Source organism: Meridianimarinicoccus roseus (assembly GCF_003172915.1).
Taxonomy (GTDB): domain Bacteria; phylum Pseudomonadota; class Alphaproteobacteria; order Rhodobacterales; family Rhodobacteraceae; genus Meridianimarinicoccus; species Meridianimarinicoccus roseus.
Genome location: NZ_QGKU01000031.1, coordinates 13,674 through 36,499 on the forward strand (window position 1 = coordinate 13,674; position 22,826 = coordinate 36,499).

Genomic DNA, 22,826 nt, shown 5'->3' on the forward strand with positions numbered 1-22,826 from the left:
TCCTTCGTTGTCATGTCATTGTGCCGCGATGCTGTCGTCGCCGAAGCGCGGCAGGCGCATTTCGAACACCGCGCCGCCTTCCGGCCGGTTTCGCGCGGTCAGGCGGCCGCCCAGTTCGGCCACGATGCTGCTGGAGATCGCCAGCCCCAGCCCCAATCCGTCGCCCGCGGCCTTGGTCGTGTAGAACGGTTCGAACAGCGCCTCGAGATCGGCGATGCCGCTGCCATTGTCGAGCACCGACAAGGTAACCTGATCGCCCGCAACGAGAATGATGTCGATCTGCGGATCGGGCTGCCCGCGCGTGGCGTCCACCGCGTTGCGCAGCAGGTTCACGATCACCTGTTCCAGCCGGAACTGTTCACCCAGAACGTCCACCGCCGTGTCGGGGCGGCTCACGGTCAGGCCAATGGCACGCTGGCGGAACTGCGGCTCCATCATCGCGAGCGAACTGTCCACCGCCGCGCGCAGGTCCACCCGTCGGGTCGCCTCGTCGCCCTTGCTGGCATAGGACTTCAACTGCCGCGTGATTGCCGCCATCCGGTCGATCAGGTCGTTGATCCGCTGGAAGCTGACAATCGCCTCTTCGCTCCGCTGGCGGCGCACCAGCAGCCGCGCGCCGGCAAGGTAGGTCTTCATCGCGGCCAGTGGCTGGTTCAGTTCGTGGCTGACCGCCGCCGACATCTCGCCGAGTGCGGCCAGCTTGGACGACTGCGCGATGGTTTGCTCAGCCACTTCGAGGTTCTTCTCGGCCTTCTGGCGTTCCGCGATCTCGCGCTGGAGCAGCAGGTTCAGCTTGCGCAGTTCGGCCGACTCGCGCTGCAGGCGCAGCGACCGGCGTTCGGCCGCGCGCGAGGTCAGGTAGAACAGGCCCGCCGCGAGGATCGCGAAGGCCATCACCTGCACCGCGACCACCGACGCCACCCGCTCGCGCACCGGCGTGTAGGTGGAAAAACTGATGATCCGCCAGCCCTGGAACGGGATGCGCGCCTCGCTGCGCATCACCGATTGCCCGTCGAGCACGCTGTTCTCCGGATCGAACACGTCCGTGCGCGCGCGCAGGGCACGGATCAGCGCGTTCTTGGGCGGCTCCTGTGCCAGCGCCTCGGCCTCGGTCTTTCCGCGCCAGCGCGGTTCGGTGGTCAGCAGCACCACATCGTTGCTGTCCTTCACGATCACCGCTTCACTGATCCCGTCCCAGCTGCGTTCGTACTTGAACAGGTCCACTTCCACGGTGATGAGGCCGAGCAATTCACCCGCGCGGGTCAGCTTGCGCGAATAGACGAAAAGCGGGCGCCCGGATTCGCCGAAGATGGAGGTGAAGACCGTCGTGTCGGCGCGCAGTGCGTCAACGACATACGGCATGTTGCGATGGTCCTTGCCAAGATCCACCCGGTCGGACGAAGCGACGGTCCGCCCGTCGCGGTCCAGAAGCATCAGCCGCGCCACGCCGATCTCGTCGCGGTATTCGATCAGGCGCTGCGAGCTTTGCGAGTAGTCCCGCGATTCCAGCGCAGAGGACAGCAGCGGGTCGCGTGCCAGAAGCTGCGGCACGATGGAACTGCGGCGCAATTCGCTCATGACGTTGCCGGCGAACAGAGTCAGACGCAATTCGGCCTGGTTGCGGATCGCCTCGGTGCGGCGTTCGCCCAGCACGATGATCGTCACGGCGATGACCACCAGCGCCACAAGCACCAGCGCGACGAAGGTCAGCCGCTGGCGCAGCCGCCGCGGCAGGGGGTAGCCGTCCTCGTCCTGTGGCGAAGCATCGATCATTCTGCAGCGTGCCCCTGACCCGCACCGATTGCCAGACCAATGTGGCGGGCGAACCCCGGTCCGGCAAGGCTCCGCCGATGCCGCAGCGTCGCTCTGGCGGTGCGGCGCCGATCCGCGCCCGTCAGGCCGGACCGGTCACGCGACCTGCAGCGCGCCCGCCACCGCCGCGAACAGCACCGCACCATCCGTGCCGCCCTGCAGCGGGTCGATGGCCCGTTCGGGGTGCGGCATCAGCCCGAGCACGCGGCGGTTTTCCGACACGATACCCGCGATATCGCCAGCCGATCCGTTGGGATTTTCGGCATAGCGGAAAGCGATCCGGTCCTCGCCCTCGAGACGGGCCAGCGTGTCGGGATCGGCGAAATAGTTGCCGTCGTGATGCGCGATGGGGAAGGTCACCTCCGCGCCCCTCTCGAACCCGCCGGTAAACGGGCTGTCGGTGGTGCCGACGCGCAGCACGGTCGGCTTGCACAGGAATTTCAGCCCGGCATTGCGCATCAGCGCACCGGGCAGCAACTCCGCCTCCAGAAGCACCTGGAAGCCGTTGCAGATGCCCAGCACCATCCCGCCGCGTTCCGCATGGGCGACCACCGCCCGGCAGATCGGCGAGCGCGCGGCGATGGCCCCGCAGCGCAGGTAGTCACCGAAAGAAAACCCGCCCGGCAGTCCGACGATGTCGATGCCGTCCGGAAGGGCCGTGTCCTTGTGCCAGACCATCACGGGTTCCACCCCGGCGGCGCGAAATGCGACAGCCAGGTCGCGGTCGCAGTTCGACCCGGGGAAGACGATCACAGCGGCGCGCATCAGGCGATCTCGATCCGGTAGCTTTCGATCACCGTGTTGGCGAGCAGCTTCTCGCACATCCGGCGCACCTGGGCCTCGGCCTCGGCCGTGTCGCCATCGGCCAGATCCAGTTCAATCACCTTGCCCTGCCGAACGCCTTCGACCCCGCCGAAGCCCAGAGCGCCAAGCGCGTGGCGCACCGCCTCTCCCTGCGGGTCGAGGACGCCGGGTTTGAGCATCACATGCACGACAGCTTTCATCGGCGGCGGTCCTTTCAGTTGATCAGCGTCGGCCGGGTGATCGGCTGCGCGTTCTTGGGCAGCACGCCGAGGCGCCGCGCGAGTTCGGTATAGGCATCGGCTAGGTTGCCCAGATCCTGACGGAAAACGTCCTTGTCCAGCTTCTGGCCGGTCTTGATATCCCACAGGCGGCAACTGTCGGGGCTGATCTCGTCCGCGACGATCAGACGGTGGAAGTCGTTGTCCCAGATCCGGCCGATCTCTATCTTGAAATCCACCAGCCGGATGCCGACCCCCATGAACACACCCGACAGGAAGTCGTTCACCCGCAGCGCCAGCGCCACCATGTCGTCCATATCCTGCTGGCTGGCCCAGCCAAAGGCGGCGATGTGCTCCTCCGTGACCAGCGGGTCGCCCAGCTTGTCATCCTTGTAGTAGAACTCCACCACCGGGCGCGGCAACACATGCCCCTCGGCGATCCCGAGCCGCTTGCTCATGGATCCTGCGGCACGGTTTCGCACCACGACTTCCAGCGGGATGATCTCCACTTGCCGGATCAGCTGCTCGCGCATGTTGATGCGACGAATGAAATGGGTCGGAACGCCGATGTCGTTCAACCCCGTCATGAAGAATTCGGACAGCCGGTTGTTCAGCACCCCCTTGCCTTCGATCACGTCATGCTTCTGCGCGTTGAAGGCGGTGGCGTCGTCCTTGAAATATTGAACCAGAGTACCCGGTTCCGGGCCTTCATAGAGGATCTTGGCCTTGCCTTCGTACACTTTTTTGCGGCGTGCCATGTTGTCTCCGTTCTGGCAAAAGGTGCGCGGAGGCGCACCGGGAATTTGGCGCATATACGGCAACGGAACAAGTGTCGCAAGAACAGCCCCGCCAAGCCTCTTGCCCGTCCGGGCCCGAGCGACCATAACCGACACGCGCCCAAACCGGCCCGAGATTGACAGGAGTACGGCTATGAACACCTTCAAGGATCGCGAGAACGCGTTCGAGAACAAATTCGCCCATGACGAGGAGATGCAGTTCAAGGCAGTCGCGCGCCGCAACAAGCTGACCGGACTTTGGGCGGCGGAACTTCTGGGCAAGTCCGGCGACGATGCCGCCGCCTATGCCGCAGAGGTGATCAAGGCAGATTTCGAGGAAGCGGGCCATGACGATGTCGTGCGCAAGCTGATGGGCGATCTCGGCACGCTCGCCGACGAGGCGACGATCCGCGCCAAGATGGAAGAGATGCTGACCGTCGCAAAGGCCCAACTGGCGGACGAATAGCGCCGCCGCGCACCCGGCACGCACCGCCGGGCCACGCCCTGCGCCGCCCGGATTCGCCGGGCGCCGCCCCAATTCCGCCGCGCGCTGGACGTCCGGCGCTCCCGCTGGCAAGGTTCTCCCATGTCCGACCTGCTTTCCCGCCGCCTGTCCGAAGGTCGCCCGCTGCTGGCCGATGGGGCCACGGGCACCAACCTGTTCAACATGGGCCTTGAATCCGGCGACGCGCCGGAGCTTTGGAACGAAGAGCATCCCGGCAAGATCCGCGCGCTCTACCGCGGCGCGGTCGAGGCGGGAAGCGATCTGTTCCTGACCAACAGTTTCGGCTCCAACGCCGCGCGACTGAAACTGCACGATGCCGCACACCGCGCCTTCGATCTGTCCCGCATGGCGGCCGAACTGGGCCGCGAGGTCGCCGATACCGCAGAGCGCCCGGTGATCGTGGCGGGCTCCATGGGCCCGACCGGAGAGATCATGGCCCCGATGGGCGCGCTTACCGTCGCGCAGGCGACCGAGATTTTCCTCGAACAGGCCGAGGGATTGAAGGCCGGAGGGGTCGACGTGCTTTGGGTCGAAACGATTTCGGCCGCCGACGAATACCGCGCCGCCGCCGAGGCCGCACGCCTTGCGGACATGCCGTGGTGCGGCACCATGAGTTTCGACACGGCGGGCCGCACGATGATGGGACTGACCGCCGCCGACATGGTCGCGCTGGTCGAAGGGCTGCCTCACCCGCCGCTGGCTTTCGGGGCGAATTGCGGTGTCGGCGCATCGGACCTTCTGCGCACTGTTCTGGGCTTCGCCGCGCAGGGCGCTGAACGTCCCATCATCGCCAAGGGCAATGCCGGTATCCCGAAATACGTGGACGGTCATATACACTACGACGGCACGCCCGATCTAATGGCGCTTTATGCCCGGCTGGCGGTGGACAGCGGTGCGACGATAGTCGGCGGCTGCTGCGGCACGACGCCGGATCACCTTCGCGCCATGCGTGTGGCGCTGGACAAGCACGTGCCCGGTCCGCGCCCCAGTCTCGACGATGTGACCGCGGCGCTTGGCGGCTTTTCATCGGCCACCGACGGGCTGGACGGACCCGCAGCGCCACCGCGCCCCCGGCGCCGTGGCCGCAGTTCCGGCTGACAAGTCGCTCCCGCCCCGACAAGGGTCGCAATCTGCACAGTCCGCACGGCCCGATTGGTCCGATAAACGGGAAACCGGGGTCGGTATCAGTGCCAGTATCGCGGCCAGACTGCGGCCATAGTGCGACCAGGGAAGCGGGATGTGACCATGAACGACGAAGACGACGACCTGATCCTCGCAGATCTGCCGGACGACGAACTCGTCCAGCAGATGTTCGACGACCTCTATGACGGCCTGCGCGACGAGATCGAGGAAGCGGTACACATCCTGCTAGATCGCGGCTGGGAACCTTACAATATCCTGACCGAGGCGCTGGTCGGCGGCATGACCATTGTCGGAAAGGATTTCCGCGACGGGATCCTGTTTGTCCCCGAGGTGCTGCTGGCCGCGAACGCGATGAAGGGCGGTATGGCCATTCTCAAGCCGCTGCTGGCCGAAACGGGCGCGCCGCGCGTCGGCAAGATGGTGATCGGCACCGTGAAGGGCGACATCCACGACATCGGCAAGAACCTCGTATCGATGATGATGGAGGGCGCGGGCTTCGAGGTGGTGGACATCGGCATCAACAACGCAGTCGAGAAGTATCTTGACGCGCTGGAATCCGAAAAGCCCGACATCCTCGGCATGTCCGCCCTGCTGACGACGACGATGCCCTACATGAAGGTCGTGATCGACACGATGGCTGAAAAAGGCATCCGTGACGACTATATCGTTCTCGTTGGCGGTGCGCCCCTGAACGAGGAATTCGGGCGCGCCATCGGCGCCGACGCCTATTGCCGCGATGCCGCCGTCGCGGTTGAAACCGCCAAGACCTTCATGGCCCGGCGGCACAACAGCATGGCAACCGCAGTCTGACCCGCGCTGGACCGCGGTGCCTGCCCGCCGCGCCGGGCCCGGACCAAGCAGGAAAGACATGATGCCCATCCACGTTCTGATGATGATGATCGGGGCCGTCGTTCTAGCCGCCGCGGCGACCGTGACGCTGGTCAGCCTTGTCGGCGTGCCGGGGGCAGCGCTGCTGCCAGCGACCTTGCTGGCATCGCTATTGCTCTACCGGCGACTGTGACGCGCACCCTGCGATCAGGGCTCCGGCCAGATGCCGGACTTCACGACCTTGCTGTCTCCGACGGTTGCACGGACACCGTCTTGGTCATCGCCTGCGGCGCGCTCGCGCGGGAAATCCTCGATATCCGTGACCGCAACGGTTGGCACCATCTCGCGCTGACCTGCCTGCCCGCCCAACTGCACAATCGACCCGAACGCATCCCGGCAGCGGTGGAGGCGGCGGTGATGGCGGCGCGCCCGCACCACGGTCGGATCGTGATCGCCTACGGCGATTGCGGCACCGGTGGGCAGCTTGAGGCGCTGTGCGACCGGCTCGGCGTGACGATGATCGATGCGCCACACTGCTACGCGTTCTTCGAGGGCAGCGCCCGCTTCGCCGCCCATGATGACGAGATCACGGCCTTCTACCTGACCGATTTCCTGGTGCGCCAGTTCGATGCCTTCGTGTGGGAACCGCTAGGTCTCGACCGGCACGCAGAACTTCGGGACATGTATTTCGGCCACTATACAAAACTCGTGCACCTCGCCCAGACCGACGATCCGGCGCTCGACGCGCAGGCGCGTGAGTGCGCCGCGCGGCTGGGGCTGGCCCATGAGCGGCGCGGGACCGGTTACGGCGACCTGCCCCGCTGGCTGGAGCGCGCCTAGGCCGCCGCCGTCTCCCCCGCCAGCTTGCGGATACGTTCGACCATCGCGCGCACCCCGTTCGATCGCTGCGCAGACAGGTGATCGTTGAGGCCCAGCCGCGCCAGTTCGGCCGCCGCGTCCACGCGCAGCACCTCGTCCGCGCGCAGCCCGCCATACAGGGCATGCAGCACCGCGATCAGCCCGCGCACGATCATCGCATCGCTCTCGCCCCGGAAATCGAACCGCGCCTGCGGCCCGCTGCCGTCGATCTGCGGCAGGATCCATACCTGGCTTGCGCAGCCGTCGACCTTGGTGGCTGGCACGCGGAACGCGTCCTCCAGCGGCGGCAACGCCTTGCCAAGTTCGATCACGTGCCGGTAGCGATCCTCCCAATCGTCCAGGAATTCGAATGTCTCGGCGATCTCTTCGAAGCTTTCGGTTGCCATGCACTGCGTCTCCTTAACATGGGTGGGAGGTAAGGCACGCGGACCGGCACGTCCAGTATCACCAAGCCTTCCCAAGCCAGCGCGTTTGGGCTAACCGGTCGCCATGACCATGCTTGCGCCCCGCTCTCTCCTGCTTCTCGCCGCCCTGCTGTCATTGCTCGCAGGCTGCTCCGGATGGCCGTTCGGCCGGTCCGATCCAACCACGCTGGAACCCGAGGGTGGCTATGCCGCTGTGGCCCTGGACACCCGACCGCTGGTCGGCACCGTCACCGCCGTGACGCTGGAGCCGACGCCAGGCGGCGCGATCCTGACCGCGACCGGGCTGACGTCGGGCCAGGGCTATTGGGATGTGGGCCTCGTGCGCGACCGCAGCGCCGACCTTCCCGACACTGCGCGGCGCTACACCTTCCATGCCCGCCCGCCGGTGGATGCGGACGGCGCGCCCGTCGCCACCTCGGGCGGGCCCGCCGCCACACGGCAGGTCACGGCGGCGGTGTTCATCGGCGGCACCAGCCTTGCCGGGCTGCGCCAGATCACCGTGGTCGGTGCCGACGGCAGCCGCACCGCGCGCCGCTGAAGCCGCGCGCGTTCAGCCGATCATCGACATGTGGCGCCCGCCGGTCTGCTCGTAATGTCGCTTGAGCCGCTGCAACGCGATCCGCAGCACCACCTTGCCCGACCGAGCCGACCAGCCCATCGTTTTCTCCGTGCTCTCGATCCCCTCGAGGAAGCAGCAGCAGCGCAGCGCCACATCGCCCAGGCCCGGCCCCAGGTCCGCGAGCGCCGCCTGCACCCGGTCCCGCGCGGCTTGGGCAGAGTTCGACCCGGCCTCGCGGCGCCCGCCACCGCCCTTTTGCGGACCGGTCAGGAAGCTGTCCCAGTTCTGCGCCACGCGCGGGCCCATCTGGGACAACTCGAAATCCTCGCGCAAACGCTCGCCCGCAGCCACGAGGTCATCCGACAGGAACAGCTTGCCGTCCTTGTCGCGCCGCCGCGCGAGAGCACTCAAAGGCGACTCCGCGATATTGTAACGTGCCTTGCGCGCGCCCCCGGCATCCCGGCCCCGGCGATCGTCCCATTCGCGGTGCTGCGCGGCATAAGGCTGGCCCGCCTCGGCCAACCCGTCGGCCTCGGCTCCGGCCGCGCCGCCGGTCTGCCGCTCCAGCATGCGCTTCAGCGCCGCGCGCCCCAGCCCGGTGATGACATAGCGCGCCACCCGGCCCGACGCTTCGCCGCCGCTCTCCCCGCGGCCGCGCGCGGCGATCCATTCGTTCAGCGCCATCACCTCGGCGACCTCGCGGTGCACGACGGTGGTCTGCGCGCTTTTGCCGCCGGGCAGATCGCGCACGACCACTGCTTTCTCCATCTCCTTGGCAACGGCCAGAACCGCCCCGGTCTCGGCCAGCCTGCGCAGGACCCGCAAAGCGGCTTCGGAAAGGTCGTTGGTCTGGTCGGCGCTGAACCGGGCCTGAATGGTGGCGGTCATCTTACGGCTCTCCTTGATGTCGTCATGGTTCGGGGCGCGGGTCGCGCCAAGCACACTGAGGCGATCGAAGGCGCCGTCGACCAGCGGATCGTCGCGCCTGTTCTCGCAGCGCCGGACCCGGCGCAGGACGGTGGATGCATGATAGCCGGTCTCGCGCGCGATCTCGCGGATCGACCTGCCCAACTCGGTATGGTGCAGGTAATGCACCGCGGCTTCCGGCACCCAGTCCGGGCGTCGGGCCGACGGGCGGACCGGCTGGCAGACACGCTCCGGGGCCGTTCCAGATGACACCATAGCCAGTTTCGTCACTCGTCTGTCTCCCCAACTCTCTCACCTCCGGTCCGCGGCGATCCCACCGGAGTGCATTACAAAAACCTGAATCATCTGTTATTTCAGGTTTATTAAAATTGGTCGCTTTCTTAAGCATTGTTTATAATGCCTAAATCTTGGTGAGAGCTCCGACCGCTTGATCGTCGAACATGCAACACCCATAGGTTGAGCATCAGTCTCGGGCCATATCGTGCCCAGGAGACTGCCATGAACGATCCGATCACCCTGCTGAAATCCCTCCAGCGCCCGGCGCTTCTGGTCAGCGCCGCGCGCCATGCGGCCGAAGGCTACCAGCCCGGCGGGCCGGTGCTGCGGCGCCTGCTGAAAGGCAGCGCTCCGGCCGGACCGGCCGAAGCGGTGCTGAAACTGCTGATGCTGGAAGGCGAGATGGAAGACGCCCGCCGCCTGCGTGGCGCGGGCTACAGTGCAGCGCGGCACGTCACGGTGCTGGCGGCGCTGATCGGTGAAGGGCGCGGCGCGGCGGACCGCACCGGGCCGGGTCAGGCGAAGGCGTCGGCCACCTCGTCCTTGCGCCTAGCGATATAGGCTTCCAGCGCCTCGCGGATCGCGGGGTCCAGCGCGGGGGGCTGGTAATCGGCCAGCATCTTGCGCGCCTTGGCGTTGGCCAGGCGGCGCGTGTCCGGCGCCCCGTCATCCTCCCAGGTTTCGAACGGGCGGTAGTCCAGCACGCCGCTGCGCCAGAACGCGGTCTTGAAGTTGGCCTGCGTGTGCGCGCAGCCCAGGAAATGCCCGCCCGGCCCGACCTCGCGCAGCGCGTCCATCGCCAGCGTCATGTCGTCCACAGCGGGCCGCGCGGCCAGCCGGTGCAGTGCCCCTAGCTGGTCGGCATCCATCACGAATTTCTCGGGCGAGGCGACCAGACCGCCCTCCAGCCAGCCGCAGGCATGCAGCATGAAGTTCACCCCGGCCAGCAACGCGGTGTTCAGTGAATTGGCGCTTTCATAACCCGCCTGCGCATCGGGCAGTTTCGATCCCGTGAAGCCGCCCCCGGACCGAAACGGAACGCCCATGCGCCGCGCCAGTTGCCCCGCGCCGAAGATCACCTGCGACGCTTCCGGCGTGCCGAAAGTGGGCGCGCCCGAATTCATGTCGATCGAGGTCACGAAGGCGCCGAAGATGACCGGCGCGCCGGGGCGGATCAACTGGCTGTAGGCAATGGCGACCTGCACCTCAGCCAGCACCTGCACCAGCGTGCCTGCCACCGTGACCGGCGACATCGCTCCTCCGACAATGAAGGGGGACAGGATGCAGGCCTGCCCGGCGGCGGCATAGGTCTCCAGCGCACCCATCATGGTGCTGTCGAAGGTCAGGGGCGAGTTGATGTTGATCAGCGACGTCAGGACGGTGTTCTGCGCCACGAAATCCGCGCCGAACAGGATCTCGCACATCTCCACGCTGTGGCGCGCGCGCTCGGGTTCGGTGACAGACCCCATGAACGGCTTGTCCGACAGCGTCATGTGCGCCAGCAACATGTCGAGATGCCGCTTGTTCGCTGCGATGTCTGTCGGCTCGCACACCGTGCCGCCGGAATGGTGCAGCCAGGGCGTCATCTGGCCCAGTTTCACGAAATCATGGAAATCTGCGATCGTGGCGTAGCGGCGGTGCCCGTCGAGATCGAGGACGAAGGGCGGACCATAGACCGGCGCCAGCACAAGCCGGTCACCGCCGATGTCCACCGACTTGGCCGGGTTGCGGGCGTGCTGCGTGAACCGGCCCGGCGCCGTGGCGCACAACCCGCGCACGAGCCCGCGCGGGAAGGTCACGCGCTCGCCTTGAACGTCCGCGCCCGCGTCGCGCCAGCGCGCCAGCGCGGCCGGATTGTCGACGAAATTCACGCCGATCTCGGCCAGCACTTGCTCGGCCGCGTCCTCGATCCGCTCCAGCGCCTCGGTGTCCAGCACCTCCACGGTCGGCACAAGGCGTTCGATCACGCGCGCGGTCTCGCTGACGACCGCCGTCCGCTCCGCACGCCGGGCCGCGCCGCCGCCCCCCGCACGCCCGCGCCGCCGCCCGCCTACCGCCTCGTCCGTCGCCGCCATTTGCCAGCTCCCTGTCGCCGTGCCTCATAACTTGCGTTCGGGGATAGCGGCTCGGGACCGGGCCGCGATGCGCGTTCCCGCCACTTTTGGGGTAAAAGCGACATTGCCGGGCCCATAGGCGGCACAGCGGTGGTCAGGCCATCATGCCGTTGCGCCGGGCCCCGATCGCGAAGGCGCCTCTCGCGGTCGACAGCAGTGACGGACCGACCCGTTGCAGCACCGCCGAGGCCGACGATTTTGCGACGAAGGCAGACCCGTCCGGGCTGGGGCAGCCATTGCCGCAGCGAAAGGCGCTAAATACCTTGAAACAGCCTGAAATGGTGAAGTCGGCCGGACACTTCCGGCATGTTTCGGTCGCGGTGAACGCCAGAGGCGGGCCACTGGGCAGCGTGGCGAAATCCAGCGTCAGGATAGCCCGGATACCGGGCGTGTATCGGCTCCACTGGCCGAAATCGTTCCGGGTGGCACCGGTTCGGGTTAAGACATCACCCACGACCGACACGCTCAGATCCCTATAGCGTGCAAAGTCCGGCGCACCGCCCATCGTAGCGGCGGAACTGTCGTAAACCGCAACGACGTCGATGATCGCCCCTTCATGCCCGATCCAAGCTCCGACCGCAGGTCGATTGCGACAAGGCGGCCGGACCCGGTCAGCGTCAGGTCATGGATCAGAGAACGCCTTCCGGTACGCCTCGCGGCTGCCACGGATTGCACCCGAGCCGCCGCGCGCGTAAAGGCTGCCCATGACCCAGTCCGAGACCCCCTCCCCCAGCCCGACACGGCACGACCGGCTTCTGATCATCGACTTCGGCAGCCAGGTCACCCAGCTCATCGCGCGCCGCCTGCGCGAGCTGAACGTCTATTGCGAGATCCACCCGTTCAACGCGGTGGACGACGCCCTGCTGCGCGCCATGGCCCCCCGGGCCATCGTGCTCTCCGGCGGCCCGGCCAGCGTGCTCGACGACGGCTCCCCCCGCGCGCCGCAGGCGGTGTTCGAACTCGGCGTGCCCGTGCTCGGTATCTGCTACGGCCAGCAGGTGATGATGACCCAGCTCGGCGGCGAGGTGGCCCGCGCCCCCGGCACCGCGGAATTCGGCCGCGCCTTCGTCACACCCGCCGACACGCCGCTCGACCTGCTGGACGGCTGGTTCGACGGCGGGCGCGAACAGGTCTGGATGAGCCACGGCGACAACGTCAAGACCCTCGCCCCCGGCTTCCGGATCTACGGCACCTCGCCGGGCGCGCCCTTCGCCATCACCGCCGACCCGGACCGGCACTTTTACGCCGTGCAATTCCACCCCGAGGTGCACCACACCCCCGGCGGCAAGCGCTTCTTCGCGGCCTTCGTCAAGCTCGCGGGCTTCACCGGCGACTGGACCATGGGCGCCTACCGCGCCGAGGCGGTCGCGAAGATCCGCGAACAGGTGGGCGACGCCAAGGTGATCTGCGGGCTGTCCGGCGGGGTGGACAGTTCCGTCGCCGCCGTCCTGATCCACGAGGCGATCGGCGACCAGCTCACCTGCGTCTTCGTCGATCATGGCCTGCTGCGCCAGGGCGAGGCGGACGAGGTGCTCACCATGTTCCGCGACCACTACAACATCCCGCTGATCCATGCCGACGAATCGGAGTTGTTCCTGTCCGCGCTCGATGGCGAATCGGACCCGGAGCGCAAGCGCAAGACCATTGGTCGCCTTTTCATCGACGTCTTCCAGAAGCATGCCGGAGAGGTCGGCGGCGCCGAATTCCTCGCGCAAGGCACGCTCTATCCCGACGTGATCGAATCGGTAAGCTTCTCGGGTGGCCCGTCGGTCACCATAAAGTCGCACCACAATGTCGGCGGCCTGCCGGAAAAGATGGGCCTCAAGCTCGTCGAACCGCTGCGCGAGCTGTTCAAGGACGAGGTGCGGGAATTGGGCCGCGAGCTTGGCCTGCCTGACAGGTTCATCGGACGCCACCCCTTCCCCGGCCCCGGCCTTGCCATCCGCTGCCCCGGCGAGATCACCCGCGAAAAGCTGGAGATCCTGCGCCGCGCCGATGCCGTGTATCTCGACCAGATCCGCAAGCACGGGCTCTATGACGAGATCTGGCAGGCTTTCGTCGCGATCCTGCCGGTGCGCACGGTGGGCGTCATGGGCGACGGGCGCACCTACGATTTCGCCTGCGCGCTGCGCGCCGTGACCTCGGTGGACGGGATGACCGCCGACTACTACCCGTTCAGCCACGACTTCCTGGGCGAAACGGCGACTCGAATCATCAACGAAGTGCCGGGAATCAATCGGGTGACCTACGACATCACCAGCAAGCCTCCCGGCACGATCGAATGGGAATGATGCAGCCGCCCTCACGCGGCGATCAATAAACCGGCAACCCGTCAAAGCCGGCCCGGGGCGCGGCGCAGCCCGGCCCCGCGCTTGCGCAGGAACCAGTGGTTAACGCATGGTCAACCATGCAGAGGACTCACCGGACCCATGCCATGCGAGTGTTCACGTGCCCGACCTGCGGTCACCGGATGCGCCTGTCCGGGGAACGCTGCGGAAAATGCTTCGACGCCAAGCCGCTGCTGATGACGGCTGGCTTCTACAGGTTCCTCGGCTTTGCCCTGCTGCTGCTTGTCGCCTTCGGAGTGATGGCCCGCGCGCTGATGGTCAATCTCTGACACCGCGGCTTGCAGATTGACATTGGCGGCGGCGCGGGCCACCGGGACGCCATGCCCGCACCAATCCTACGCCCTCGCCCGCACGCACCCCTGCTCGCCGCCCTCTGGGCGCTCGGGGCGGTCTGTTCCTTCACAGCGATGGCCGTGGCCGGGCGCGAGGCGGGACGCAGCCTCGACACGTTCGAGATCATGACCTATCGCTCGTTGATTGGCCTCATGATCGTGGCCGGGCTGGTGCTGGCGCTGCGCCGCAGGTCCGACATCCGCACCGACCGACTGGGCCTGCACACACTGCGCAACCTGTTCCACTTCACCGGCCAGAACCTTTGGTTCTACGCGCTGACGGTGATCCCACTGGCGCAGGTGGCCGTGCTCGAAGCCTCCTACCCGATCTGGGTCGCGCTGGCCGCTCCGCTGGTGCTGGGCGAACGGTTGACCCTGCGCCGCGTGCTGGCGGTGTTGCTGGGCTTTGCGGGCATCGTGATTGTGGTCCGCCCCGGCATGGTGCCGGTGAATATCGGCACGCTGGCGGCGCTGACCTGCGCCATCGGCTTCGCCGGCTCGTCGCTGGTCACCCGCAAGCTGACCTCGGACCAGCCGATTCTGTGCATCCTGTTCTGGCTTACGGTGATGCAGGGCGCGATGGGCCTTGCGCTGGCAGGCCACGACGGCGCCATCGCCTGGCCCGCGCCGCAGGTCTGGCCGCTGGTCGTGATAATCGGTCTTGCCGGGCTCGCCGCGCATTTCTGCCTCACGACCGCGCTCTCGCTGGCCCCCGCAACGCTGGTGGTGCCGGTGGAATTCCTGCGCCTGCCCGCCATCGCTCTTGTCGGCGCGCTGGTCTATCTTGAAGGGATCGACCCGTTCGTGATCGTCGGCAGCGGTGTTATACTTGCGGCCAACCTGCTTAACCTGTGGCAGCGAAACCCCGCACCGGCCCCGCATCCGGCCGATACGCTGCGTCACGGGAATCGGTGACGTGACGTTCCAAGTTGACGGAGAATCGCCCGCCGCCCTAAGCACGAGACCGAGGAACAACAGCACGTTCCGGGGGGAGAACACCATGAAGACATCGGCAACCATCGCAGCCCTGGCAGCGGCCGCCGCAACCACCGCGTCGGCAGGCGGCATCGACCGCGCCGCCAATAACAACGATATCATCTTCCGCAGCGGCAATTATGCCGAGATCGGCATCTCGCGCACGATCCCCGACGTGACCGGCACCGACCGGCCGAGCGCGTTGCCGCGGCGTTATGAATACGACGGTGTCGCCGACAGCTTCACGCTGGTAAATTTCGGCATCAAGTACGACTTGAACGACCGTCTCAGTCTCGCCTTCACCGGCCAGCAGGACTACGGGTCCGACATCAACTATGACGGCAATCCGGGCACCAGCTTCCTCGGCGGCACCTCGGCGGTGGCCGACACTTACGCGTTGTCGCTGCTGGCCCGCTACAAGCTGACCGAGAACTTCTCGGTCCATGGCGGGCTGCGCGCTGACCGGGCAGACGGCAAGATCCGCCTCGACGGTCTGGCCTATGGCGGCCCGACCGTGTTCGGTCCGACCGGCGCACCGCTCAGCGCGGCGCAGGTCAGCGCCCTGAGCGGCGGGGCTCGCAACAGCAACGCGGTGTCCGGCTACCAGGTCGAACTCGACGAGGACTGGGGCTACGGCTACCAGCTTGGTGCGGCCTACGAGGTGCCCGAAATCGCCCTGCGCCTCGCGGTGACCTACACCTCGAAGATAACCCACGACTTCGGCACCACCGAATCCTTCAGCGCCAGCGGCGGACGAAGCGCCACCTTCACAGGCGGCACCACGAGCGTAGACACCCCGCAATCGGTCAATGTGAACCTGCAGTCGGGTGTGGCCAAGAACACGCTGGTCTTCGCCAACTACCGCTGGGCCGACTGGTCGGAATTCAAGATCAACCCTGACCAGTTCCGGCGCGCGACCGGCGCGCAGCTTGTGTCCATCGACGATGCGCATACCTACGAAATCGGGGTGGCGCACCGCTTCACCCCCGCTTTCGCGGCGCGTGCATCGGTGGTCCGCGACATCGTCGACGGCGACAACCTCGTCTCGCCGCTCTCGCCGACCAAAGGCTACACGGCCTTCGCCGTCGGCGGCAGCTACACCGTGGGCAGCGTCGAATACTCTGCCGGCGTGCGCTACTTCCTGCTCGGCGACGCACAGCCCGAAACCGGCACGCCTGACGTGGCCCGCGCCGATTTCACCGACAACGACGCGATCGCCTTCGGCTTCAAGATCGGCTACTCGTTCTGATCCCGCGCGACACCCTCGCCCTTGCCCGCCGGTCTCAAGGCGGCAAAGGCGGGGCAGTTTCGTGGCGGCGACGCGCGGCATGCGCGGGCAGGACTCATACGGGTTTCATACGAGAATCATATGCGATTCATATAGGCTGGCCACGGCTGTTCTGCGCCGTTCTGCGTGGCACATCCGAGGCGGCCGCGCACCAGCGCGCGCCCGCTTTTTCGCACCCGCCGCGCGCTTTGTCTTGAGCCGTCCCGCAGCGTCCTGCTAGGGCGGTGTCAACAGATCGCAGGGGCATGACATGACACGACCCACCGCCGACGAATGGCGCGGCATGACCGACCGCAAGCTGCTGCTCTTTGGCATGTCCGGCCTTGGGAAAACACATGTTTCCAACATGTTGCGTGCGTCCGGCGGGTGGTTTCACTACTCGATCGACTATCGTATCGGCACTCGATACATGGGCGATCACATCGTCGACAACTTCAAGCGCGAGGCGATGCGCAACCCTTTCCTGCGCGACCTGCTTCTCAGCGATTCGATATACATCGCGTCGAACATCACCTTCGACAACCTCGCGCCGCTCTCCACCTATCTCGGCAAACCCGGCAACCCGGATCTCGGGGGCCTGCCGTTTTCCGAATATCTCCGCCGCCAGGAACAGCACCGCGCCGCCGAGATCGCGTCGCTGCTGGACACACCGCATTTCATCGAACGTGCCGCTGACATCTACAATTACCACAGCTTCGTGTGTGACAGCGGCGGGTCGATCTGCGAGGTGGTGGACCCGAACGATCCCGAGGACCCGGTTCTGACGACGCTGTCCGACACCACGCTCATGGTCTGGATCCGCGGCACGCCCGACCACACCGCCGAACTCGTGCGCCGCTTCGACCGCGCTCCTAAGCCGATGTACTACGAACCGGGCTTCCTGAAAGCCAAGTGGGCTCAATACCTTGCGGAAAACGACGTAGCCGAGGCAGAGGTCGATCCCGACGCCTTCGTGCGCTGGACGTATGCCCAAGCGCTGGACCATCGGCAACCGCGCTATGCCGCGATGGCGCAACACTGGGGCGTCACGGTGGACGCGTCCGATGTCGCGTTGGTGGCCGATGCCGAAGGGTTCATCGAACTCGTGGCCCAAAGCCTTGAGAAGGGGTGATCGCCGGGTTATCTGAAGCTCTCCGTATCGAGGCCGCCTTTCCAATGCCCATCACGATCCCTGCCGACCTGCCCGCCCATGACGTTCTCGCCCGCGAGGGGGTCATGGTCATGTCGGACACAAAGGCGATCGCGCAGGACATCCGGCCGCTGCAGATCGGCCTGCTCAACCTGATGCCCAAGAAGATCCAGACGGAGACGCAGTTTGCCCGTCTGATCGGCGCGACCCCGTTGCAGATCGACCTGACCCTGATCCGCATGACCGAACATCAGTCCAAGCACACCTCGGCTGCACATATGGAGGCATTCTATCGTCCGTTCCAGGAAATCAAGGCGCGCAAGTTCGACGGGCTGATCATCACCGGCGCCCCGATCGAGCATCTGCCCTTCGAAGCGGTGACCTACTGGGACGAGCTAGAAGAGGTGATGGACTGGACACAGACCAACGTGCAGTCCACCTTCGGCGTGTGCTGGGGCGGCATGGCGATGATCCACCACTTCCACGGCGTGCGGAAGCACCTGCTGAACCACAAGCTGTTCGGCTGTTTCCATCACGAGATCATGGACCCCACATCGCCCTATCTGCGCGGCTTCTCGGACGAATTCGTCATTCCGGTTTCCCGCTGGACCGAAATGCGCCAGTCCGAGATCGACATGGCGCCCGGCCTTAGAACGCTGCTGGCCAGCGACGAGACCGGCCCCTGCCTGGTGGAGGATCCGGCGCATCGCGCGCTCTATATCTTCAACCACTTCGAATACGACAGCGGCACCCTGAAAGAGGAATACGACCGCGACGTGGCCGCAGGAAAGCCGATCAACGTGCCCGGCAACTACTATCCGGATGACGACCCGGCCCGCACACCGCGCAACCGCTGGCGCAGCCACGCTCACCTGCTCTACGGCAATTGGCTGAACGAGATCTATCAGCACACCCCGTTCGAGATCGATGCGATTGGCCGGTAACCTCCTGCTCGCAGTTCTGGTGCTGGCCGCGCTGGCGATTGCCGCCACCTACTGGCGCGCGGGCCAGCGCGAGGCGGCGGCGCGCGCGGCCTACCCGCCCTTGGGGCAGATTCTGGACGTGGGCGGGGTGCAGGTCCATGCCCATGTGACCGGAGCCGGACCGGACATCGTGCTGATCCACGGTGCGGGCGGCAGCCTGCGCGATTTCACCTTCGATCTGGCCGCGCGCCTGTCAGACCGCTATCGCGTGATCGCCTTCGACCGTCCCGGCCACGGCCATACCGACGCGGCCGACACCGCGGGTCGGCGGTTCGACGCGCCGCGCCAGCAGGCCGCGCTGCTGCAGGCGGCGGCGCGGCAACTGGACATCGCGCGCCCGCTGGTGGTGGGCCACAGCTTCGGCGGATCGGTGGCGCTGGCCTGGGCTCTCGAGCAGCCCGGAGATACCGCGGGCGTGGTGCTGCTGGCGGGCGCGACGATGCCCTGGCCGGGCACGCTGAACGCCAGCTACCGGATCAACTCCAGCCTGCTGGGCGGCGCGCTGGTGGTGCCCGCGATCACGGCGTGGGTTCCGCTACCCTATGCCCGGCAGGTGCTTGCCGGGATCTTCGCGCCGCAGCCCATGCCCGAAAGCTATCCGGCCGAGTTCGGACTGCCGATGGCCTTGCGGCGCGGGCTGCTGCGTGCGAACGCCCGACAGGTCAACGGGCTGCGTCCGCATGTGGTGGAGATGTCCGGCGACTATCCCGGCCTTGAGATACCGGTCGAGCTTCTGCACGGCGATGCCGACGAGATCGTGCCGCTGCACGTCCATTCCGGTCCGCTGTCCGCACTTCTGCCGGACGCGGTGCTCACGGTGCTGCCCGGGGTCGGGCACATGCCGCACCACGCAATGCCGGACCATGTGACCGCCGCCGTGGACCGCGTGGCCGAGCGTGCCGGATTGCGTTGACACCGCGCTGCGGCTAGCTGTTGAACATGAACGATGCGTCCGTCCCCCCCGCCGAATTGCCATTCGAAGGCGCGATCACGCGCTTTTTCGAAACCGAAGCCCCCGAAGACGTGCGCAGCGCCATCGGCAAGCACCGCAAGACCATACTGCGCGCGCCCTATCCCTATGACGAGAGGATGGACGAAGGCGCCTACGAGGCCGAACTCTTCGCACTCCAGATCGAGTTGGCGCGCTTCCAGCACTGGGTGCAGCGCACAGGGGCGCGGGTCGTCGTGCTGTTCGAAGGGCGCGACGCGGCCGGCAAGGGCGGCACGATCAAACGGTTCCGAGAGAACATGAACCCGCGCGTCGCCCGCGTGGTCGCCCTGCCCAAGCCCAGCCCGACCGAGGCCGGGCAATGGTATTTTCAGCGCTACATCGCGCAACTGCCGACCGCCGGGCAGATCGCTCTGTTCGACCGTTCGTGGTACAATCGGTCCGTGGTGGAACGGGTGTTCGACTTTTGCACTACGGCCGAACGCGACCTGTTCTTCCAGCAGGTGCCGGGGTTCGAACGCGCGCTGGTGCAGGACGGCATCCACCTTGTGAAGCTTTGGCTGAACGTCGGTCAGGCCGAACAGTTGCGGCGCTTCCTCGACCGGGAATCCGACCCCTTGAAGCAGTGGAAACTCAGCCAGATCGACGTGGACGGGCTGCGCCGCTGGACAGCCTATTCCGTGGCGATCCGCGAAACCTTCGAGGCGACGCATCTGGACCATGCGCCTTGGACCATCATCAAGTCCGACGACAAGCGCCGCGCGCGCCTGGCGGCGATCCGCACCGTGCTATCCTGCGTGCCGTACGACGGGCGAGACGACGATGTCGTCAAGACGCCCGATCCCAAGATCTGCGGCGGCCCCGACCTGTGGGATGACTAAGCGCGGCTATCACCACGGCAACCTGCGGCAGGCGCTGGTCGAGGCGGCGCTGGAACTGATCGCCGAACGCGGGCCGACCGGGTTCACGCTGTCCGAGGCGGCCAAGCTGGCCGGGGTGACGCCCGCTGCGGTCTATCGTCATTTCGACGGGCGCGAGGCGCTGATCGCCGAGGCCGCGCGCCAGGGCTACGAGATTTTCGCCGACCTGATGGAATACGCCTATGATGGCGGAAAGCCGACCGCGCTGGCCGCATTCGAGGCGACTGGCCGCGCCTATCTTGCCTTCGCGCGCAAGTATCCGGGGCACTACGTGGCGATGTTCGAAAGTGGCGTGTCCGTGAATGCGAGCGCCGACCTTGCCCGCGTGGCGGAACGTTCCCGCAATGTGCTGGAACGCGCGGCTATGGACCTTGCGCAGCATATTCCCCCGGCGAAGCGCCCGCCCGCGGCGATGGTCAGCGCACATATCTGGGCGCTTTCGCACGGGGTGGTGGAACTGTTCGCGCGCGGCAGTCCCGGCACGCAGGCCCCCTATCCGCCCGAGGACCTACTGGAAACCGGTGTCGGCATCTACCTGCGCGGGCTGGGGCTGATCCCGCCCGACACTTGATCAGGCACGGTTCAGCCGAACCACGTTCTCGGGCAGCCCAAGCGCCCGGCGCGCGGCTGCGGCAATGTCCTGCGCGGTCATGCCGGCATCGGCATACATCTCGGCCGGGCTGGCCTGGTCTATGAAGCGGTCCGGAAGATGAACGCAGCGCACGGCAAGCTGCCCGTCCAGCGCGCCGGTCGCAGCCAACTCGTGCAGCACCATCGACCCAAAGCCCCCCTGCGCACCTTCCTCCACCACGACAAGCGCGCGGTGCGTGGCCGCAAGATCCGCCAGCAGCGCCTTGTCCAGCGGCTTGGCGAAGCGCGCATCGGCGACCGTCGCAGCCAGCCCGTCACCAGCCAGCAGATCGGCGGCGTCCAGCGTTTCGGCCAGGTGCGCGCCGAGTGACAGGAATGCCACATCGGTGCCGCGCCGCAGCACACGGCCCTTGCCAATCTCCAGCGGCGTGCCGCGATCGGGCATCTCTACCCCGGTGCCGTTGCCGCGCGGGTAGCGGAAGGCGATCGGCCCCGTGTCGTGGGCAACGGCGGTGGCGACCATGTGCATCAACTCGGCCTCGTCGGCGGCAGCCATGACGGTAAAGCCCGGCAGCGCGCACAAGTAGGACAGGTCGAACGCGCCCGCATGGGTCGCCCCGTCGGCGCCCACCAGCCCGGCGCGGTCGATGGCGAAGCGCACCGGCAACCCTTGAAGCGCCACGTCATGCACCACCTGGTCATAGGCGCGCTGCAGGAAAGTCGAATAGATCGCGCAGAACGGCTTGAGCCCCGATGCGGCCATCCCCGCGGCGAAAGTCACGCCATGCTGTTCGGCGATGCCCACGTCGAACACCCGCGCGGGGAACCTGTCGGCCATGATGTTCAGACCCGTGCCCGACGGCATCGCAGCGGTGATCGCCACGATATCGGGGTCGCGCGCAGCCTCGTCGGCCAGCGTCTTGCCGAATACGCCGGTATAACTGGGCGCGGCTGGCTTGGATTTCTTCTGTGCGCCCGTATCCACGTCGAAGCTTGCCACGCCGTGATACTTGTCGGCCGCGCTTTCGGCCGGGGCATATCCCTTGCCCTTGACGGTGCAGCAATGGATCAGAACCGGCCCCGTCGCCCGCGCCCGCACCGCGCGCAGCACCGGCAGAAGCTGGCCCATGTCATGTCCGTCGATCGGGCCGACATAATCAAACCCCAGTTCCTCGAACAGCGTGCCCTGGCCGGTCAGGCCGGTCACCATCTGACGGGCGCGCTTCGCCCCGTCGCGCATCGGCGCGGGCAGCGCGGCCTCGAACCCTTCGGCGAGGCTGCGCATCTTGGCCAACGGTTCATTGGCATAGAGCCGCGACAGGTAGGCCGACATTGCGCCCACGGGCGGGGCAATGGACATCTCGTTGTCGTTCAGGATCACGAACAGGCGTCGCCCGTCATGACCCGCGTTGTTCAGTGCCTCGTAGGCCATGCCCGCGCTGATCGACCCATCGCCGATCACCGCGATGGCATCGCCGGTGGGCTTGCCCATGTCGCGCCCCACCGCGAACCCCAGCGCCGCCGAGATCGAGGTGGAGGAATGCGCCGCGCCAAACGGGTCGAACGCCGACTCGCTGCGCTTGGTGAAGCCGGACAGCCCGCCCTTCTTGCGCAGCGTGCGGATGCGGTCACGCCGCCCGGTCAGGATCTTGTGCGGGTAGCACTGGTGGCCCACGTCCCAGATCAGCTTGTCCATCGGCGTGTTGAAAACCGCGTGCAGCGCAACGGTCAGTTCCACCACCCCGAGCGACGAGCCAAGATGCCCACCGGTCTGCGAGACGGCGTCGATCACCTCAGATCGCAACTCCCCGGCGAGGGCGGCAAGCTGCGCGTCTCCCAGAGCCCGCAGATCGGCGGGTCCGGCGACGCGGTCGAGGGTCGGTGTCTGGGGGCGGCTCATGGCGGGACTCCGGGTGAGGTGTGGAAAACGAATGGACCGACCGGGAAAGGAACATCGCAGGCCCCGAGGCCGTGCGGGGTGGCCCCTCTGGCGCTGCATCCGCCCTTCGGCCGATGCAGCGCCGTTCCTGTCGCCACAGGAAGGG

At 66.7% G+C, this 22,826-nt stretch carries 25 protein-coding genes; 16 read left to right on the forward strand and 9 right to left on the reverse strand.

Annotation, left to right across the window (positions count from 1 at the left end; all coding sequences use genetic code 11):
- Positions 1-15: 15 nt before the first annotated feature.
- The 4 genes from DKT77_RS08355 to purC form a co-directional block, all read right to left on the reverse strand.
- Entirely contained in the window at positions 16-1,773 is a 1,758-nt protein-coding gene (locus DKT77_RS08355; protein ID WP_109811256.1) for a sensor histidine kinase, read from the reverse strand.
- A gap of 135 nt (positions 1,774-1,908) precedes the next feature.
- Positions 1,909-2,577 carry a phosphoribosylformylglycinamidine synthase subunit PurQ gene (gene purQ, locus DKT77_RS08360; RefSeq protein WP_109811257.1) on the reverse strand — a complete coding sequence of 223 codons (669 nt, stop codon included), beginning with the start codon at positions 2,575-2,577 and terminating at the stop codon, positions 1,909-1,911.
- Positions 2,577-2,816, reverse strand: a complete 240-nt coding sequence (purS, locus tag DKT77_RS08365) for a phosphoribosylformylglycinamidine synthase subunit PurS (RefSeq protein ID WP_109811258.1) — start codon at positions 2,814-2,816, stop codon at positions 2,577-2,579. The genes purQ and purS overlap by 1 nt, the downstream gene beginning before the upstream one ends.
- A 14-nt stretch (positions 2,817-2,830) precedes the next feature.
- The gene (purC, locus tag DKT77_RS08370) at positions 2,831-3,592 is read right to left on the reverse strand and encodes a phosphoribosylaminoimidazolesuccinocarboxamide synthase (RefSeq protein ID WP_109811259.1); all 762 of its coding nucleotides are present in this window, start codon (positions 3,590-3,592) and stop codon (positions 2,831-2,833) included.
- Positions 3,593-3,764: 172 nt separating this feature from the next.
- On the opposite strand from purC, the gene DKT77_RS08375 reads away from it, so the two are divergent.
- The 5 genes from DKT77_RS08375 to DKT77_RS08390 all read left to right on the forward strand — a co-directional run bounded on the left by DKT77_RS08375 (position 3,765) and on the right by DKT77_RS08390 (position 6,926).
- The gene (locus DKT77_RS08375; protein WP_109811260.1) at positions 3,765-4,076 is read left to right on the forward strand and encodes a DUF1476 domain-containing protein; all 312 of its coding nucleotides are present in this window, start codon (positions 3,765-3,767) and stop codon (positions 4,074-4,076) included.
- A 120-nt stretch (positions 4,077-4,196) separates the two neighbouring features.
- Positions 4,197-5,213, forward strand: a complete 1,017-nt coding sequence (gene bmt / locus DKT77_RS08380; protein ID WP_109811261.1) for a betaine--homocysteine S-methyltransferase — start codon at positions 4,197-4,199, stop codon at positions 5,211-5,213.
- A gap of 147 nt (positions 5,214-5,360) precedes the next feature.
- On the forward strand, positions 5,361-6,068 hold the full coding sequence (locus tag DKT77_RS08385; RefSeq protein WP_109811262.1) for a corrinoid protein: 708 nt from the start codon (positions 5,361-5,363) through the stop codon (positions 6,066-6,068).
- 58 nt (positions 6,069-6,126) lie between these two features.
- Positions 6,127-6,279, forward strand: a complete 153-nt coding sequence (locus tag DKT77_RS20935; protein ID WP_238547755.1) for a hypothetical protein — start codon at positions 6,127-6,129, stop codon at positions 6,277-6,279.
- Positions 6,280-6,359: 80 nt separating this feature from the next.
- The gene (locus DKT77_RS08390) at positions 6,360-6,926 is read left to right on the forward strand and encodes a DUF1638 domain-containing protein (RefSeq protein ID WP_238547756.1); all 567 of its coding nucleotides are present in this window, start codon (positions 6,360-6,362) and stop codon (positions 6,924-6,926) included.
- Here the strand turns inward: DKT77_RS08390 and DKT77_RS08395 are convergent.
- Positions 6,923-7,351: a SufE family protein gene (locus DKT77_RS08395; RefSeq protein WP_109811263.1), complete on the reverse strand. Its 429-nt coding sequence runs from the start codon at positions 7,349-7,351 to the stop codon at positions 6,923-6,925. The genes DKT77_RS08390 and DKT77_RS08395 overlap by 4 nt on opposite strands.
- A gap of 103 nt (positions 7,352-7,454) precedes the next feature.
- Here DKT77_RS08395 and DKT77_RS08400 point away from each other — a divergent pair, with 103 nt between their 5' ends.
- Entirely contained in the window at positions 7,455-7,928 is a 474-nt protein-coding gene (locus tag DKT77_RS08400) for a hypothetical protein (protein ID WP_109811264.1), read from the forward strand.
- 12 nt (positions 7,929-7,940) lie between these two features.
- Here the strand turns inward: DKT77_RS08400 and DKT77_RS08405 are convergent, their stop codons facing one another.
- A complete protein-coding gene (locus DKT77_RS08405) occupies positions 7,941-9,131 on the reverse strand; it encodes a DUF6456 domain-containing protein (protein WP_420798308.1) in 1,191 nt (396 codons plus the stop codon).
- Positions 9,132-9,374: 243 nt separating this feature from the next.
- Here DKT77_RS08405 and DKT77_RS08410 point away from each other — a divergent pair, with 243 nt between their 5' ends.
- Positions 9,375-9,713, forward strand: coding sequence for a DUF6477 family protein (locus DKT77_RS08410; RefSeq protein WP_238547758.1), 339 nt, complete (start codon positions 9,375-9,377; stop codon positions 9,711-9,713).
- Here DKT77_RS08410 and DKT77_RS08415 read toward each other — a convergent pair.
- Both DKT77_RS08415 and DKT77_RS08420 read right to left on the reverse strand, forming a co-directional pair.
- Complete coding sequence (locus DKT77_RS08415) at positions 9,668-11,227, reverse strand: trimethylamine methyltransferase family protein (protein ID WP_109811265.1); 1,560 nt, start codon at positions 11,225-11,227, stop codon at positions 9,668-9,670. The two genes, DKT77_RS08410 and DKT77_RS08415, sit on opposite strands and share 46 nt — an antisense overlap.
- A gap of 133 nt (positions 11,228-11,360) precedes the next feature.
- Positions 11,361-11,729, reverse strand: coding sequence for a hypothetical protein (locus tag DKT77_RS08420; protein ID WP_146204980.1), 369 nt, complete (start codon positions 11,727-11,729; stop codon positions 11,361-11,363).
- Between the two features lie 241 nt (positions 11,730-11,970).
- Between DKT77_RS08420 and guaA the strand changes: the two genes are divergently transcribed.
- The 9 genes from guaA to DKT77_RS08465 all read left to right on the forward strand — a co-directional run bounded on the left by guaA (position 11,971) and on the right by DKT77_RS08465 (position 20,761).
- The gene (gene guaA / locus DKT77_RS08425) at positions 11,971-13,557 is read left to right on the forward strand and encodes a glutamine-hydrolyzing GMP synthase (protein ID WP_109811267.1); all 1,587 of its coding nucleotides are present in this window, start codon (positions 11,971-11,973) and stop codon (positions 13,555-13,557) included.
- 143 nt (positions 13,558-13,700) lie between these two features.
- The gene (locus tag DKT77_RS08430; RefSeq protein ID WP_109811268.1) at positions 13,701-13,883 is read left to right on the forward strand and encodes a hypothetical protein; all 183 of its coding nucleotides are present in this window, start codon (positions 13,701-13,703) and stop codon (positions 13,881-13,883) included.
- Between the two features lie 51 nt (positions 13,884-13,934).
- Positions 13,935-14,861, forward strand: coding sequence for a DMT family transporter (locus DKT77_RS08435; protein ID WP_109811269.1), 927 nt, complete (start codon positions 13,935-13,937; stop codon positions 14,859-14,861).
- 85 nt (positions 14,862-14,946) lie between these two features.
- Positions 14,947-16,170, forward strand: a complete 1,224-nt coding sequence (locus DKT77_RS08440; RefSeq protein ID WP_109811270.1) for an OmpP1/FadL family transporter — start codon at positions 14,947-14,949, stop codon at positions 16,168-16,170.
- A gap of 289 nt (positions 16,171-16,459) precedes the next feature.
- The gene (locus tag DKT77_RS08445) at positions 16,460-17,320 is read left to right on the forward strand and encodes an ATPase (RefSeq protein WP_109811271.1); all 861 of its coding nucleotides are present in this window, start codon (positions 16,460-16,462) and stop codon (positions 17,318-17,320) included.
- Between the two features lie 44 nt (positions 17,321-17,364).
- Positions 17,365-18,282, forward strand: a complete 918-nt coding sequence (metA, locus tag DKT77_RS08450; RefSeq protein ID WP_109811272.1) for a homoserine O-acetyltransferase MetA — start codon at positions 17,365-17,367, stop codon at positions 18,280-18,282.
- Positions 18,266-19,234 carry an alpha/beta fold hydrolase gene (locus DKT77_RS08455; RefSeq protein WP_109811273.1) on the forward strand — a complete coding sequence of 323 codons (969 nt, stop codon included), beginning with the start codon at positions 18,266-18,268 and terminating at the stop codon, positions 19,232-19,234. Before metA ends, DKT77_RS08455 begins: the two co-directional genes overlap by 17 nt.
- A gap of 26 nt (positions 19,235-19,260) precedes the next feature.
- Positions 19,261-20,151: a polyphosphate kinase 2 gene (gene ppk2, locus DKT77_RS08460; RefSeq protein WP_109811392.1), complete on the forward strand. Its 891-nt coding sequence runs from the start codon at positions 19,261-19,263 to the stop codon at positions 20,149-20,151.
- Entirely contained in the window at positions 20,144-20,761 is a 618-nt protein-coding gene (locus DKT77_RS08465; protein ID WP_109811274.1) for a TetR/AcrR family transcriptional regulator, read from the forward strand. Before ppk2 ends, DKT77_RS08465 begins: the two co-directional genes overlap by 8 nt.
- Here DKT77_RS08465 and dxs read toward each other — a convergent pair whose 3' ends face one another.
- A complete protein-coding gene (gene dxs / locus DKT77_RS08470) occupies positions 20,762-22,681 on the reverse strand; it encodes a 1-deoxy-D-xylulose-5-phosphate synthase (RefSeq protein ID WP_109811275.1) in 1,920 nt (639 codons plus the stop codon).
- Positions 22,682-22,826 lie beyond the last annotated feature (145 nt).